This window comes from Bacillus sp. 22-7 (genome assembly GCF_010628845.1).
In the GTDB taxonomy this organism is placed as follows: domain Bacteria; phylum Bacillota; class Bacilli; order Bacillales; family Cytobacillaceae; genus Cytobacillus; species Cytobacillus firmus_B.
The window spans coordinates 76,171-92,163 of sequence record NZ_NJQY01000004.1 but is presented as its reverse complement, the minus strand read 5'-3'; the positions used below and the strand labels follow the sequence as shown (position 1 = coordinate 92,163).

Sequence of the window (15,993 nt, the reverse complement as noted above, 5' to 3'; positions counted from 1 at the left end):
TGTGTTTATGAGCGAAATCCCCATTTTATGAGCGAATTTTTTGTGTTTATGAGCGAAATTCCTATTTTATGAGCGATTTTTTTGTGTTTATGAGCGAAATTCCCATTTTATGAGCGATTTTTTGTGTTTATGAGCGAAATCCCCATTTTATGAGCGATTTTTTGTGTTTATGAGCGAAATCTCCATTTTATAAGCGAATCCAGTTTTTGAGTGACATTCAGATAAAAAGATTCTCAGCCGGCATCAGTTATTCAATCTCCCAGCTTTTTATAGAAGCCCAATGATTCTATTAAAAACTCCCGATTATACCCTGTCTTTTGATGAATACGGTCTGCCCATTCTTCAATAGATTCAGCAGGGACATCATGGTACAGGCCTTCTGTGGTACTGAGGAAGCTTTTCCAATTGTAAAATTCCCAGTGAGCGGTTTCGTTTTTATAGAGAAGCCGCTGCTCCAGTAAAGCTTTTGGATAAATAGAGTTTTGCGATCGTTCTGCTGCTTCCAAAAAGGAATTCAGTTCAACCGGATCCGTATCATAACTCTGCTGCGATATTTTTCCGTTGGGGCGGTGATAGATTATTTCCAGCTGCCCGCTTTCAGATGAAACCTGGACATCTGCTGCCGGGAAAAATCCGCTTATTTTTTCGGGAGTAAAATCCCGGGCCTTTGAATCAATTAATATGGGCTGCAGCCATTGGTCGCCCAGATCACATAGAAAGCGGCGGCCTTCTTCATCCACCGCCACCACTGCTGCATGTGCAGAAGGTGTTTTCAAATCGTGGCCAACTGGATAGGCCTGAATTCCTGCCTCCTTAAATTCATGGAGAAGCCAAATCGCGAGGTCAAAACAGTTTCCGGCAATGCCATATTGGGCACGGTGCTCCTTCATTAAAGAAACATCTCTCTGCTTTTTCGTTCCTGCTTTATCGTAGTACCATGCTTTTGTCAGTGTTTCCATCGGAAAACGATCAAAGATTTTCCAGACTGACAATATCGAATGGGGTGCGTTCAACCTCATCATCCTCTCCTATATGTACCTTTTACTATTCTTTTTCCCATGCAAAATTCCTCTTCCTTTTGTTTAGAAGTCAAATTATGATAGAGTATTTTCAGGAGAAAACATATAGAGGAGGCTTCATATGACCAAGTACAGAGGATACATAGGCACATACACAAAGGGTGAAAGTGAAGGGATATATTCATTTGTTCTGGATACAGAAGCAGGCAAAATTTCCGATGTAAGGACTGCAGCACAATTGGATAATCCCACCTACCTGACAATCAGCCGGGATAATCAATTTTTATACTCGGTAGCCAAGGAAGGCGAATCCGGCGGAGTGGCTGCGTATCGTCTTGAAAGCAGCAGCGGTTCACTTGAGAAAATCAACAGCCAGGTTTCTGCCGGATCCCCTCCATGCCATGTCAGTGTGGATTCTTCCGTGCGCAATGTTTTCAGTGCTAACTACCATAAAGGGACAGTCGAGTCTTACTTAACAAATGAGGACGGCTCATTAAATCCTGCTGTTTCGGTTATGGAGCATAGCGGATCAGGTCCTGACAGCAGGCAGGAAAAACCGCATACTCACTATGCCGGGCTGACTCCGGACGAAAAATACTTAGCTGCAGTTGACCTGGGAACAGACCAGGTGATTACGTATGAAGTGAATGAAGGAATCCTGAAGGAAAAAGGTATCCTGTCTGCAAAGCCGGGCAGCGGTCCCAGACACCTTGTGTTCCATCCAAAAGGCAAGTATGCCTATGTGATGACCGAGTTTAGCTCTGAAGTTCTTTTGCTTCAGTATCATGGAGATGGAAGCTTCGTACAAAAGCAGGCTATAACCACGCTTCCGGAAGGCTTTACGGAAAATAACCAGGGAAGCGCCATTCATATCTCTTCCGACGGCCGCTTCGTTTATGCCGGCAACCGCGGGCATGACAGCATTGCTGTTTTCTCCGTCAATCAGGATAATGGAGAGCTTGCATTTGTGGAGCATACCTCCACAGAAGGAAACTGGCCGCGTGATTTTGTACTCGATCCATCTGGAAAATTTTTGATCGGCTCGAACCAGAATTCAAGCAATATTGTTTTGTTCTCGAGAAATGAAAATACAGGGAAGCTTACATTGCTTCAGTCTGATGTGAAAGTACCGGATCCGGTTTGTGTGAAGTTTTTACATGTATAAGAAAAGGGTGAGATACTGCTTTTTGCAGCATCTCACCCCTTTTTTTATTCGCTGATTTTGAAAGCAATTTTCCCCCATTGCTCCGCGTTTGCGATTTTTTCAAAAGCCTGTTTATATTGTTCCAGGTGAAATGCCTGATCCAAAACCGGCCTGATTTGATGTTTTTCAATAAAATGGAGCATTTCATGGTATTCCTCTGCACTTCCCATTGTTGAACCAAGCATGTTTTGCTGAGCGTAAAATAGACTGCGGAGATTGAGTTCCAGCACATCCCCTGTAGAGGAGCCAAATGTTACGATGGTACCGCCACCCCGAAGGATTTCCAGAGATTTATTAAATGTAGCCGGGCCAACAGATTCAATGACAAGATCCACCTTTTCCCCGCCAAGGGCTTCCGTCCACTCTTCGCTGCTGTTTAAGGCTTTATCTGCACCAATTTCTAAAGCTCTTCGGCATTTTTCCTCTGAACGTGAAGCCACATACACAGATGCCCCTGCCGCTTTTGCGAATTGCATTAAGAAGGTTGCCACACCCCCTCCAATTCCGGGAATGAACACCTTCATGCCTGCCTGAAGCTTTCCTCTAGTGAATAATGCTCTGTAGGCGGTTAGTGCTGCCAGGGAAAGGACACCCGCTTCCTCCCAGGTTAAATACCCTGGCTTGGGTGCAGCGTTTTCAGCCGGAATTATGATGTATTCCGCAAATGTCCCATGAAACGGCAAGCCGACGATTTCAAAGCCGGCTGGGGGTGCCTCGTTTTTTTCCTTCCAGCCGAGTCCGGGATTGATGATAACTTCATCGCCTGACTTCATGTCTGCAACGCCATCTCCGACTGCGTCGATAATTCCCGCTCCGTCTGAACCGATGACAAGCGCAGGATCTTCCTGCTTGTGGCGGTTCAGGACAAATAAATCCCGATGGTTCAGCCCTGCCGTCTTTAATTTCACCCTGACTTCGCCGGCACCCGGCTCAGGCTTTTCAATTTCACCATAAGATAACCCGGCAAGACCGGCTTTACCTTCATGAATGACCGCTTTCATTTCCTCCACCCGCTTTTCTTTAAAAATTTCGTCTATTCTATCATATCTTGAAATGGATTGGGGAAAAAAGAGATTTGCCTAGTTCAGCCTCAGTTTCACATACTTCCTTTTTCCTGCCTGTAGAACTAATCCGTCTGTAATTTTCACGAGCAGCTTTGCATCGCTGACTTTTTCTCCGTTTAAACGGATGCCGCCTCCTGCAATCATTTTTCTTGCTTCTGTTTTGGATGAAAGCAGGCCAAGGCCGGCAATCAGGTCGGTAATGAGCATTTCACCCTCACCCCTCCATTCGGTTTCCGGGATCTCATCCGGCATGGCTCCTTTTTGGAAAATGGTTTGGAAATGCTGTTCGGCTTTCTCGGCTTCAGCTGCACCATGGTACATGCGGACAATTGTTCTTCCTAAGAGCATTTTGGCGTCACGCGGATGAAGAGTTCCGTTTTCCAGTTCTTCCGCGATTTGCTGTTTTTCGGTCACCGGCAAATCTGTTGCGAGATTGAAGTATTTTACAATCAGCTCATCCGGTATGGACATCGTTTTGCCATACATATTATTCGGATCCTCATCGACACCGATGTAATTGTTTTTCGATTTGGACATTTTCTCTTTGCCATCCAGTCCCTCAAGGAGCGGCATCAGGATGACAACCTGCTTTTCTTTTTGAAAATGCTCCTGCAGATGGCGTCCCATCAGGACATTGAAATGCTGGTCATTTCCGCCAAGCTCGATATCACTTTCGAGAACAACCGAGTCGTTGCCCTGCATCAGCGGGTAGAAAAACTCATGAAGCGAGATCGGCTTACCTGTGGCCAGGCGCTCTGAAAAGTCATTTCGTTCGAGCAGGCGGGCAACCGTTATGCTTGCAGACAGGCGGATAACGTCTTCAAGCTGGAGGTCAGAAAGCCATGCTGAGTTGTAGTGAAGATCGACTTTATCCATGTCCAGCACTTTGCTGAATTGCTCGAAGTAGGTTTTGGCATTATGCTTCACTTCTTCATCTGTGAGCTGATTTCGGGCTGCCGATTTCCCTGTCGGGTCGCCAATTTTCCCTGTAAAATCGCCAATGATCAGCTGAATGACGTGGCCGTTGTCCTGGAACTGCTTTAATTTATTCAGCACGACCGTATGGCCGATATGGACATCCGGAGCAGAGGGATCAAGACCCAGCTTAATTTTTAAAGGCTGATTTTGAAAAATGGATTTGGCTATTTTATTTTTCAATTCGGCTTTTGGCAGAATCTCCTGGGCACCATTGCAGTAAATCTCAAGCTGCCTCTCTGTTTCAAGCTTTTGTTGGGCTGTTAATTTTTCGAAAAAATTATCCATGATTTCCATCCTTTCTGTTTATGGAATACAAAAAACCACGCCCCTAAAGAAAGGGACGTGGTTAACGCGGTACCACCCTTATTGAAGATTGCTCTTCCACTCAGCGGATTAACGGTTCGAGCCGTTCCCTGCTACTTCTGTTCACAGAGAAAGTTCAAGAAGGTAATTCACTGTTATCTATGTGCTGATTTTCACCGGGCATCAGCTCTCTAAAACAGGGAGAAAACAGCTACTGATTTCTGTCATTACTTTAAAATTTGAAATTTTTATTATTCTAGCGGAATGCTTTGGAATGTTCAAGTGTTTTTTTAATAAATCTTAAAAGTAATAAACCAGGAACATTCAATGCCCCTGGTTCATGATTATTTCGTTAAGATAATGGGTCCTTCTTTTGTGACAACAACGGTATGTTCACATTGGGCGACATGGCTTTTATTAGGTGTGACAAACGTCCAGCCGTCGCTCATTTCTCTTACTTCTTCATCTCCGCTTGAAATAAACGGTTCGAAGGCTACAACCATTCCTTCTCTTAGCAGCTGCTTATCCCATGGATCAAAATAGTTCAGGATATGGTCCGGCTTCTCATGAAGGGAGCGGCCTACACCGTGGCCGGTCAGATTCATGATTACGTTGAATCCATTGTTTTTTGCGACTTTATGAACCGTTTTACCAACGAGGCTCAGCTTGCCGCCCGGCTTTAATTTTTTCAGGCCTTCGTCAAAAGCTTCCTGTGCCGCATCACATAACTTTTGCAGCTTCTCGTCTTCACCAACGACAAATGATAGGCCTGTGTCTGCGAAATAGCCATCCTTTGATCCGGAAACATCAATATTTACAAGATCGCCTTCTTTTATTATGCGGCTTCCGGGAATGCCATGGGCCACTTCTTCGTTCACGCTTATGCAAGTAAAGCCTGGAAAGTCGTATTCTCCTTTAGGGCCTGAAATCGCTCCGTGCTTTTCAAACAGCTCTCCGGCTAAATCATCAAGCTCTTTGGTTGTTACGCCTGGCTTGGTTTTTTCAATCATCGCATCGCGAATCTCCGCGACAATTTTACCGATTTCCTTCAGTTTTGCTAATTCTTCTTCGTTTTTTACAATCATACAGAATCCTGCCTTTTCTTTTGTTGTTATTTCTCTATTATAATCTAAATGCAGCGCGCTTAATAAGATTTCGGCTTTTCTCTTGATAAAAACCTAATAATTAGCAGGAGAGTGATAAAGCCAGTTAAGGAAAACAGCAAGATTTCAAGCAGATAGCCTTCACTTTCATTTTCTTTAACAGGGCTTGGTATTCTTGCTTCTTCATTTATTATTTTTCCGTAATAGTCCTCATGCCCTGATACAATTCTGTCATCCTGCACTTGAACCATTCCATTGGGGCCAGCAACGGGAACAAGAAAGCGTGTTTCCTTTGTTTTTTCCAAAAATAACAGAAACTTTCCGCCATCCTGCTGAAATTCCTCAGCCCATCCATCATCGAATATTTCAATGCCTGCCGTGATGTTATCTGCCGCTTCTCCTTTATAAACCTTTTCAACATGAAACTGGCTTCCATAAAAATTACTCTTGCCTGGTTTTGGTTTACTTTTAAAATTATATGTTCCCAGCACAATGACTTGTGAGCGGGATTCGACCTCTTCCGGATTTAGTTCCGCCCATTTTGTTGCCAGTATTGGCGAACCGCCTGGCAGCATAAGCAATATCAGTATTAAAAACACCTTTTTCATTGGTTTCTTCCTTGAATTTCTTTGATCCCTGGCCATAATAATTCCCAGTTCTTTTTTTCAATTCGCTCCAGGTAAACTCCAAATAACTTGCTGTCTTCAGCAAACATAGGTGTGGGCTTTATTTTAAGGGCAAGCAAGTCCGCGATCCCCCATGGAGCAGTTAATATAATATTGTTTTTGTCATCAAGCTTTAATCCAAGGGCAGTCGCCGTTTCAGGAAATTTTGAGATCGCATCCACTGATGATATATATGGGGAAAGGTCATTAATGAGATGCATTCTTGCCTCATTTTTAACTGACCAGGGCACTTTGGGCAGGAGGGATTTAAGCTTAGACTCCAGTTCTTTTTCCGTTTCTTCGCTAAGGTCACTCTTGTTAAAATAAACGACATCCACATCCGGCGAGTGAGTTCTGTTACTGTATCCATGAAGAGTATCCCAGACTTTTGCCCTCACAAAGCCGGCACAGACCCACCAGTCAGGGAGGTTTAATGACTTTGCGGCTGTTAGGATGGCCATCATCCATTTATCCTGCTTTACCACCTTCACTATATCTTCTTCAGTCTTAATCAGCATGCTCCCTCTCCATCTCCCGAATTGAATGCAGTACACGCCTGTAATAGTAATCCTCATGCGGAACAAAGTCCTCTTTGCGCACGGTAATGGCAGAGGTGATTCTATCATCGCTTTCAATCTGAAACCCTTCTGCCTTAATATGTTCTCTTGCTTCAAACCAAAGCTCATAGAAGTCCTCCAGAGCAATCCGGTAGATTCCTGTTACCTCTTCCAGCTGCGGGTTGAACTCCTCCAGTGTATGGGCGCTGTCATAAAGAAATACATGCGCCAGTTCTTTGTCGATAAAATTTTCTTTCTCTGCAATATATTCAATGACACCCAGCGGCACCAAGTCCGCAAAATCAACATGAATCCCCAGTTCTTCCTCCACTTCCCTCATGCCGTCCATGACAGATTCATGACTCATAAGGTGGCCTGCAGCGGTTATGTCCAGAAGTCCGGGGTAATCCTTTTTGTCATTGCTGCGGTATTGAAAATAAATATATTCCTGATCATGCTCCCTCCTAACAAACCAGCAATGGAAAGTTTCATGCCAGTGGCCTTTTTGGTGGACCTCTTCACGAGAAGCTACACCGATTTGTTTTCGGTCATCATCAAAAATATTGAGAATTTCTGTGTCCAATTAATTGGCCTCCCTTTTTTAGATAAACTATATTGAAGGGATACCCGGCTTCCAGTTTCCCCTGTTACTGCTTTCCTGATTGATTATGATAATTACGCTGCACCATTCCCGAAGATTTGATCATTCCGAACTTTTCATAAAATGGCTGTAATTCAGGGTCGCACATAATATCGATCATGTAAATGCCGTCCAGCTCTTCAAGCATTCGGGTGATCAGCTTTTGGCCGATTCCCTGCTGCTGGTATTCAGGCAGTACTTCAAGCAGGGGAATGTAGGCAGATAGCACTCCATCGCTGATTGCTGTGATGAATCCGGCCACTGCATGTTTATCGCGGTCAACAGCAAGCACAATCTTCGTGCTGTTTTTTAAAAGCTTCAGATGTTTTTCAGGGCTCGGCGGATTTGGCCACCCGTCAAAAAAACCGTCCAGCATATCTGGTGATATTCCTTCTATACCCACTTTATATTCGATCATTTTGTCAGCTCCATTATTATCGGAAAGAAGCAGTCAAAAAGCCTGCTAACAAGATATTTTCGACAATTATTTATAAAAAGCCTGCGATTTTTTTGAAAAATTCAAACAGGCCATTTTTCATTTACTCTTTAATCTATTAGAATGATGATAATAGACTTGGTTAAAGGGGCATAAGGGATGCTTGAACTGCTGATTACAATGCTGGAGCGGCTTGGAATCATTGTCACGATTGCGCTGGTTCTGACAAGGTTCCGCTTTTTCAGAGAGATGATTTATGGCGAAAGATTAAAACGGCAGCAAGAGTATAAAGCCATTCTTTTTTTTGGTTTCTTTGGCATCATTGGAACTTATTCCGGGCTAGCATTTAATACAGACACACTTCAGTTTAACCGCTGGGCATCCGAGCTTGCCTCCGATGAAGCCATTGCCAATTCCAGGGTGATCGGTGTCGTGCTCGCCGGATTGCTTGGCGGCCCTAAAGTAGGAATTGGCGCAGGAATTATAGCAGGATTCCACCGGTTTACGCTTGGAGGCTTTACCGGGATTGCCTGCGGGCTGGCGTCCATAGTGGCAGGGCTGCTTGCCGGCTTTTTCCGCCGAAAGAACGAACATGTGAAGCTATCATCGGCCTTCTTCATTGGTGCTGCGGCTGAAGCCGTGCAAATGCTGATTATCCTTGGAATATCACGGCCCATGGAAAAGGCAGTCGCACTTGTCGAAATGATTGGAATTCCTATGATAATAGCAAATGGGCTTGGCAGTGCCTTATTCCTGCTGATTATAAAAAATGTCATTAACGAAGAAGAAAAAGCAGGTGCTTTTCACGCACAGAAAACGCTTCGGATTGCAGACCAGACCCTTGCTCACCTTCGGGAAGGCATCAATCATAAGTCCGCTCTGGCAGTCTGCCTGATTTTACATAAGGAACTTCAGATGAAAGCAGTTGCCATCACCAATCACACTGAAATTCTTGCCCATGTCGGCTTTGGAAATGACCACCACCGTTCCGGAAGCCCGATTCAGACCCAGATCACACGGGATGTCATTCAACACGGAGAAATTGCGGCTGCCAATGACCAGTCCATTCACTGCCGTCAGGAAAACTGCCCACTTGGTGCAGCCATTGTCGCTCCTTTAAAGCTGCGCGGCGAAACGATCGGAACGCTGAAGTTTTACTTCACTTCTGAAAAAGAAATGACAAACCTCGTGATGGAGCTGATTTCGGGACTCAGTATACTGCTCAGCAATCAGCTTGAGATCGCTGAAGCTGACAAAGCCTTCCAGCTGGCAAAGGAAGCTGAAATTAAAGCGCTTCAGGCGCAAATATCACCGCACTTTTTATTTAATTCATTAAATACGATTATTTCCCTTGTGCGGATTGAGCCTGCCCAGGCACGGAAATTGCTTGTATCACTCTCCCATTTTTTGCGGCAGAACCTGACGGCCACAACTGTCAGCTGTACAACGCTTGAACAGGAGCTTAGACATGTTAAGGCCTATCTATCAATTGAGGAAACCCGGTTTGTGGATCGACTCGAAGTTATATATGACATTGAAGAAGATGCCCTATTGGAGAGAATTCCGCCGCTCACTCTGCAGCCGATTGTGGAGAATGCAGTAAAACATGGGATTAAGAACAAGGAACAAGACTGTATCATTATGATTAAAATTCAGAAACAGGACGGAATGACTATAGTAAAAGTGAAGGACAATGGACAGGGCATGAGCAAGGAGAGAGCTGAGCAGATTGGGAAGGAAACCCTGCAGTCAAAAACGGGATCAGGACTTGCATTGTACAATGTAAACCGCCGGCTGACCATGATGTTTGGCGAGGAAGCTTCTCTGCAAATTGCAAGCACGCCAGGCATAGGCACTGACATTCAATTCGCCATTCCGAAAACGGAGGAAGAAAGCTGATGGAAAAAACGATCCGAGCCTTAATCGCTGATGATGAACGCTACAGCAGAGATGAATTAAAGCATTTACTGGAGGAATTTCCTGCAATTCAGGTTATCGGCGAGGCTGAATCAGGCGAAGCTGCGGTGATGAAAGCCATCCAGCTTCAGCCGGATGTTGTTTTCCTTGATGTCGAGATGCCTAAAATGAACGGAATGGAAGCGGCCAAGTCCCTGCACGAGCTGAAAAAAGTACCGCTTATCATCTTTGCAACGGCCTACCCGCAGTTTGCTGCTGAAGCCTTCCGCTATGAAGCTACCGATTACTTACTAAAGCCCTACGACGAGGAACAGCTCGAGCAGACAATCAGGCGTGTGGAAAAATTGATTGGCGCAAAAAAAGAAAATGACATAGGCAAGCCGGCCAGCAAACTGGCTGTTGAAGAAGATGGAGAAATTTTATACCTGGAGCCAAAAGAGATCCTCTATATCGGCCGGGATGAAAAAGTATCCCGGATCATCACCAGGACCGGAGAGCATGAAACCAAAACCCCGCTGAAGGATTTGGAGAGCAGGCTTTTACCCTTCTCTTTTTTCAGGATTCACAAGAGTTACCTGGTGAATCTGGATTATGTAACTCGGTTGACCCCCTGGTTTAACGGGGCCTATCAGCTTGAGATGGAAGGCCGGGAAGAACTCTTGTCTGTGAGCAGGAACTATGTGAAAGCACTCCGGGTGCGATTGGAATTGTGAAAAAGCATCGGGACGGTGCTTTTTTGTATTTTGGGGGGAGTTTGCTGCTTGGGGATGCGAGTGCACGTTGTATTAGGTTTGTACTGATCTCGAGGTTAATTGCGCTTGATTTAAAATATGACCCTACCCTCTTTCCAATCATAATATAGTGAATTTTCAAACACACTTTCGATTTTCCATGCATCTTAATCCTCCTTCATTGCCTTTTAATCTTCATTTTTTACATGTTGGACACAAATTGTTCAAATTTTCTCCTTCTTTTATATAATTAATGTAAACGCATTCATAAAGGGGGATAAATATGATTACTTTTTTAGTCTGTATTGCACTTTTAATTGTAGGTTATTTTACGTACGGCAAGTTTGTTGAAAAAGTTTTCGGTGTGAAGGAGGCACGTACAACACCTGCCTATACGCATGCTGACGGTGTGGATTACATCGCCATGAGTACGCCAAAAAACTCGTTAATCCAGCTGTTGAACATTGCTGGCACCGGCCCAATTTTCGGTCCGATCATGGGAGCTCTTTACGGGCCTGCAGCTTTTATCTGGATCGTGGTCGGCTGTATTTTTGCCGGTGCTGTTCATGACTATTTAACAGGAATGATTTCTATCCGCAACCGCGGCGCACATTTGCCCGAGCTTGCGAGCAAGTTCCTCGGGAAAGTCATGAAGCATGTTGTGAACGCTTTCGCTGTACTGCTTCTGTTATTGGTTGGTACGGTGTTTGTTACGACTCCGGCTGATCTGCTTTATGTGGTGATGGATCAGAAGGTATCTGTAACCCTCATCATTGCTGCAATTTTCATTTATTACATTTTGGCGACTTTACTGCCTGTTGATAAAATTATTGGCCGCTTATACCCATACTTTGGAGCATTGCTTTTAATCAGTGCACTTGGTGTTGGTATCGGTTTAGTTGCGACCGGCGCTAATATTCCCGAAATTTCACTGCAGAATTTCCACCCGGCTAATGCACCTATTTTTCCATTGCTGTTTTTCACGATTACTTGCGGTGCTCTTTCCGGCTTCCATGCAACACAGACACCGATTATCTCCCGTACAACTCAGAATGAGAACCAGGGACGCAAAATTTTCTATGGCATGATGATTGCAGAAGGAATTATCGCGATGATCTGGGCGGCTGCTGCAATGAGCTTGTTTGATGGCTATAACGGATTAAGTGATTTCCTTGCAAACGGAGGTCCTGGAGCAGTCGTCAGTGAAGCTTCCACTATGATGCTTGGTGCAATCGGCGGAACACTTGCTGTTCTTGGAGTTGTTGTCCTTCCAATCACTTCAGGAGATACGGCTTTCCGAAGTGCACGGATGATTATTGCTGATTATATTAATTTTGCTCAGAAGAAATTCTCAAGCCGTTTGTGGATCGCCATTCCTTTGTTCGCGGTTTCACTGGCACTAACGCAAATCGACTTTAACATTTTATGGAGATACTTCAGCTGGGCTAACCAATCAACAGCAGTTATCGCACTGTTTGTCGGTGCCATGTACTTGTATATCGCAAAGAAAAATTACTGGATTTCGCTTATTCCTGGCACATTCATGCTGCTGATGGTCTTAACGTATATCTTAAACGCACCAATCGGTTTCGGATTATCCTGGAGTACTGCCTGGATTGGCGGTGCAATCGGCACAGTTGCTCTTGTAGCCCTGTTCTTCTCCGCGGCTAAAAAAGCTCGGGCGAATAATCTGCCGCTTGAAGAGGATATTTCCGGCTGGAAAAGATCTGCTTAATGGGCTGCTGCAATCCCAAATACCGGGAAACGGTGAATGAGGAAGAGAAGAGAATAAACGCGAAAGGCGAGGATTCACTCTCTCATTCTGCCAAATTAATTTTAGCAGCAGTTATGTTATCAGGAACAGGCATCTTCTTCTATTTAACTTAACAATCTGGCAAAGGTGCACGTACATGCGTGCACTTTTCCATTTAATCAAAGGGAGGCACTATTGTATGAGAATATTGGTTGTTGGAGCCGGAGCCATTGGGGGCTATTTTGGCGGAAGACTTTTGCAAAAAGGTGAGGATGTTACGTTTTTGGTAAGGGAGACAAGAAAGCAGCAGCTTGAGAAATATGGACTGCTGGTGGAAAGTGTTCATGGGGAAATGGTGTTTTCGGGACCAAAAACGATTCAGGCTGGAGAAAAGGCAGATTCATTCGACGTCATCCTGCTCTCTACCAAAGCTTATCATCTTGAGGGAGCCATCAGGGATATCCGTCCATACACAGACAATAAAACCTTGATTCTTCCTCTCTTAAATGGAATTGCTCATATGGATCAGCTGACAGCTGCTTTTGGAGAAGAGAACGTTCTTGGGGGCCTATGCTTTATTGAAACCACTCTTGGTGAAAATGGGAAAGTGGTTCAGTCCAGCCCTGTCCATGACTTGGTTTTCGGGGAGCGTTCCGGTGAGAAAACGGATCGGATTCTGCAGCTTCAAGAAGCCTTTTCAGGTACAAAAGCAAATTTCCGCCTCTCTGAAAATATTGAACAGGAGATGTGGCATAAGTACCTGTTTATTTCCACACTTTCCGGCGTTACCTCCCTGTTCCGCTCACCTATCGGTCCGATCCGCGAGCAGGCTTTCGGATTAAATTCGATTAAAGAGGTACTAAAAGAGGCATCTGCCATAATGAAAGGCCTGGGTGCTCCGCTAGCTGAAGGGATTGAAGAAACTCAGGTTAAAAAAATCCATGAAATGGGCTATGAAATGAAATCTTCCCTGCAGCGAGATATGGAAAAGCAGCAGGCTATTGAAGCGGATCATTTCTTCGGATACTTGCTGAAAAAGGCTGAACTGCTGAATTTAGATGCTCCTGTTCTTGGAGCGATTTATGCAAACTTGCAAGTATATGAGAAAAATAGTCTTTAAACAAAAATCCGAGCAGGGTAGCCTGCTCGGATTTTTAGTCTCTTATTTTGTACTGCTGTTCGAATTATAGAAGAATTTCGCTGTGATAGATCCATCCGCATTTTCTTTAATGTCTGTTACATGGATTCCGGAGTCAGCCGGTGTTGAGCTGTTGCCCTTCCAGAAATAGTAAGAGCCAGTATGAACATTTCCGGAGACAGGTGTGATTTGGCTTCCTGATTTGAAGAAATCGCCTGCATCCCCGCGGTTTAGATTTTTCTCCAGGTCATACTTGCCATCAGCCTGCAGAACAGATAAGCCGTAGTGTGTTACGACTGTTCCGTCACTAGCTGTTTCCGATTGGTTGTACTGGAAGCGTTTGTTCATCCAGTTTTCCACATTGTTTGGACGGAAGCCGGCTGTCTGGTACAGGTTGATGATGTTCTCATCTACATGCCATGCCACTAAGCCTTTAGCGTCTTCACCCTGACGGATAAACCCTTTGTTAAAGCCGTCCTGCTGAACGTTTTCAAATAGGAAGTATTCAGTTCCGTTTGAGCCTGGCACTTCCATTTTGACAATGCCGTTGTCAGCATCCGCTTTATTGATTGGAGGCAATGTAATAGTTTTCGTGTCCCCAGGCTTTACTTCAACCGGATTTACCCACCCTAAGAAAATCTTAGAGAACGGGTCAAAGTGTGCCGGAGAGTTTCCGCCATATTCAGGTTTATTCGGATAGCGCAGCCATGATCCGCCTGCCATCATCGAGTAGTTCCCTACCCCTTCAGAGCTATAAACCGTATCATAAAAGTCAGGTAATCCCAATGCATGTCCAAATTCATGGGCATAAACCCCAGTTTGAGCAGGGAATGGACCTGTTTTTGCTTCATCTTTATACGTATTTGTTGCTGCATCAAATCCGGCCACGTTACCGCCGATTCCTGGCTGGATGTTGTAGTTGTTGACTACTACCCCATCATATGTCATATCTTCAGCAACTGTTTTGTTAATCCATTCACCTTGGGACATGCCAGCATGAACATCTGCAGGTTTGCCAGTTTCATAGTATTTTCCATAATACAAAGCACTTAAAAGGCTCCACTTATGAGACCAGAACTGTGCCGGATCACGGCTGAATTCAGCTCCTGTACCTTCATGAATGACGAAGATATTAGGCACTTCCCCATTTTCGGCATACTTCGAAAAATCAACCTGATCGTCTGCTGCTTTTAAAAGATCACGGATGAATTCACCTGTATGTGCGTCTCCATTCACATTTCCAAGCTTATATTCTCCGCCCTCGGCATATGTTCCCTCTTGGTCTAAGTAATAGGAAGCTCCTCTTGGCATCTCAACCCATACAAATTCGGTGTTTTCTTTGCGGACAAGATTTGTCTTTCCATAACTGGATTCTTTGTAAGCATTTTGCATTGTACGGTCTTTTGGCACATCTGGTCCGTCATATTTCTTGAATTGCTCAAGTTCATACGGGTTGTATTCTGTACCAAAGATTAAATCTTCATAGTATTTGGCCGGAACTTGCCCAGGCATATCCCCAACCGGCTCATCCCCATCCTTATATTTCGCCAAAAGTACCAAAACCGGTATATCACCTGTTGCCTCATTATACGCAACATGGTTGTCGCCAGGCTGCTGGAATTTTGCCCCTGCCTTTGCTGCTTTTTCAGCCGGGTCAACCTTCGATAGGTCAATTCCCAATTCTTTAGCTTTTGCAGCAAGCTCCGGAGACGCACCGACATGATGTGCAAGATTGATTTGATACTTGCTTTCCTGCTTAGCCTGAGGATCTGCCGGCCCTGCTCCTGCAAAAACGGCACTTCCTGCTAAAGCAAGGGTTAAAGCTGAAGTTGATAGAACTTTTAACAATATACTCACTCCCTATAATCTATTTCTGTAATCTAAATATTATAAAATATTCAGTATTTTCTAAATAGGAGGAAAGCATGGTTTCGTATAGAATTTCGCGATACTAAAGACTTATTTTTCCGAAAAGTTACAGGTGAAAAGATTATTTCTCTGAGAAATTTCCTTTAATAGGTTAATGATTTATAATAGAGGGATATGTAAATAAAGGAGACTATAACATGACTCATATAGAAGATAATTCACCAAAAAAGATCAGCCTTAAAGAAGCAATGAAACAGCAGCTTATGAATAAAAAGCAGGGTCAGTCAGGCGGAACGTTCAATAATGCCCCAGTTAAATCCACGAAAGCGCTGAAAAGCCAGCAGACTAAGAAGACCAATAATCAGCGGAAACGGACGGGTGTGTAATGGAAGGTCAGAATCGCGCTGCCATAGCGCCAGGATTAAAGGTAAAGATCGTTCTTAAAAAAGATCAGCGGACAGGTGCGCTGACAGAAGGAATCGTGAAAGATATTTTAACGAAGTCCCCTTCCCATCCGCATGGCATTAAAGTAAGGCTTGAGGATGGTCAGGTTGGCCGGGTAAAACAAATCCTGCGCCCATAAGGAGCGGCCTTTTAATTTGATAACTCACGGAGG

General features: G+C 44.4%; 16 protein-coding genes and 1 other annotated feature. Of the genes, 7 read left to right on the top strand and 9 right to left on the bottom strand.

The annotated features are described in order from the left end of the window. Positions 1-251: 251 nt before the first annotated feature. The gene (locus tag CE058_RS02370; protein ID WP_163140059.1) at positions 252-1,019 is read right to left on the bottom strand and encodes a hypothetical protein; all 768 of its coding nucleotides are present in this window, start codon (positions 1,017-1,019) and stop codon (positions 252-254) included. A 121-nt stretch (positions 1,020-1,140) separates the two neighbouring features. Between CE058_RS02370 and CE058_RS02365 the strand changes: the two genes are divergently transcribed. Next, positions 1,141-2,184, top strand: a complete 1,044-nt coding sequence (locus CE058_RS02365; RefSeq protein WP_163140057.1) for a lactonase family protein — start codon at positions 1,141-1,143, stop codon at positions 2,182-2,184. Positions 2,185-2,228: 44 nt separating this feature from the next. Here CE058_RS02365 and CE058_RS02360 read toward each other — a convergent pair whose 3' ends face one another. From CE058_RS02360 to CE058_RS02330, 7 genes are all read right to left on the bottom strand, one after another. Next, positions 2,229-3,224, bottom strand: a complete 996-nt coding sequence (locus tag CE058_RS02360; protein WP_163140055.1) for a zinc-binding dehydrogenase — start codon at positions 3,222-3,224, stop codon at positions 2,229-2,231. 78 nt (positions 3,225-3,302) lie between these two features. Then, entirely contained in the window at positions 3,303-4,550 is a 1,248-nt protein-coding gene (tyrS, locus tag CE058_RS02355; protein ID WP_163140053.1) for a tyrosine--tRNA ligase, read from the bottom strand. Positions 4,551-4,598: 48 nt separating this feature from the next. Then, positions 4,599-4,805, bottom strand: a binding site (T-box leader). 107 nt (positions 4,806-4,912) lie between these two features. Further along, positions 4,913-5,653: a type I methionyl aminopeptidase gene (map, locus tag CE058_RS02350; RefSeq protein WP_048010574.1), complete on the bottom strand. Its 741-nt coding sequence runs from the start codon at positions 5,651-5,653 to the stop codon at positions 4,913-4,915. Between the two features lie 59 nt (positions 5,654-5,712). After that, the gene (locus CE058_RS02345; RefSeq protein WP_048010573.1) at positions 5,713-6,279 is read right to left on the bottom strand and encodes a hypothetical protein; all 567 of its coding nucleotides are present in this window, start codon (positions 6,277-6,279) and stop codon (positions 5,713-5,715) included. Further along, entirely contained in the window at positions 6,276-6,854 is a 579-nt protein-coding gene (locus CE058_RS02340; RefSeq protein ID WP_048010572.1) for a nucleotidyltransferase family protein, read from the bottom strand. Before CE058_RS02340 ends, CE058_RS02345 begins: the two co-directional genes overlap by 4 nt. Further along, positions 6,844-7,476, bottom strand: coding sequence for an NUDIX hydrolase (locus CE058_RS02335; RefSeq protein ID WP_048010571.1), 633 nt, complete (start codon positions 7,474-7,476; stop codon positions 6,844-6,846). The genes CE058_RS02340 and CE058_RS02335 overlap by 11 nt, the downstream gene beginning before the upstream one ends. Before the next feature lie 64 nt (positions 7,477-7,540). Further along, entirely contained in the window at positions 7,541-7,951 is a 411-nt protein-coding gene (locus CE058_RS02330; RefSeq protein WP_163140051.1) for a GNAT family N-acetyltransferase, read from the bottom strand. Between the two features lie 177 nt (positions 7,952-8,128). Here CE058_RS02330 and CE058_RS02325 point away from each other — a divergent pair, with 177 nt between their 5' ends. The 4 genes from CE058_RS02325 (at position 8,129) to CE058_RS02310 (ending at position 13,490) form a co-directional block, all read left to right on the top strand. Continuing rightward, positions 8,129-9,868, top strand: coding sequence for a sensor histidine kinase (locus CE058_RS02325; RefSeq protein WP_163140049.1), 1,740 nt, complete (start codon positions 8,129-8,131; stop codon positions 9,866-9,868). Next, positions 9,868-10,599: a LytR/AlgR family response regulator transcription factor gene (locus CE058_RS02320; RefSeq protein ID WP_163140047.1), complete on the top strand. Its 732-nt coding sequence runs from the start codon at positions 9,868-9,870 to the stop codon at positions 10,597-10,599. The genes CE058_RS02325 and CE058_RS02320 overlap by 1 nt, the downstream gene beginning before the upstream one ends. Before the next feature lie 301 nt (positions 10,600-10,900). Beyond that, on the top strand, positions 10,901-12,352 hold the full coding sequence (locus CE058_RS02315) for a carbon starvation CstA family protein (RefSeq protein WP_048010567.1): 1,452 nt from the start codon (positions 10,901-10,903) through the stop codon (positions 12,350-12,352). Positions 12,353-12,569: 217 nt separating this feature from the next. Next, entirely contained in the window at positions 12,570-13,490 is a 921-nt protein-coding gene (locus tag CE058_RS02310; protein ID WP_163140045.1) for a ketopantoate reductase family protein, read from the top strand. A gap of 42 nt (positions 13,491-13,532) precedes the next feature. Here the strand turns inward: CE058_RS02310 and CE058_RS02305 are convergent, their stop codons facing one another. Next, positions 13,533-15,365 (bottom strand): M6 family metalloprotease domain-containing protein, encoded by a 1,833-nt coding sequence (locus CE058_RS02305; protein ID WP_286167841.1) that lies wholly within the window; start codon positions 15,363-15,365, stop codon positions 13,533-13,535. A gap of 209 nt (positions 15,366-15,574) precedes the next feature. Between CE058_RS02305 and CE058_RS02300 the strand changes: the two genes are divergently transcribed. Continuing rightward, positions 15,575-15,763 carry a hypothetical protein gene (locus CE058_RS02300; protein ID WP_076257657.1) on the top strand — a complete coding sequence of 63 codons (189 nt, stop codon included), beginning with the start codon at positions 15,575-15,577 and terminating at the stop codon, positions 15,761-15,763. Beyond that, positions 15,763-15,960, top strand: coding sequence for a YwbE family protein (locus CE058_RS02295; RefSeq protein WP_048010563.1), 198 nt, complete (start codon positions 15,763-15,765; stop codon positions 15,958-15,960). Before CE058_RS02300 ends, CE058_RS02295 begins: the two co-directional genes overlap by 1 nt. Positions 15,961-15,993: the final 33 nt, after the last annotated feature.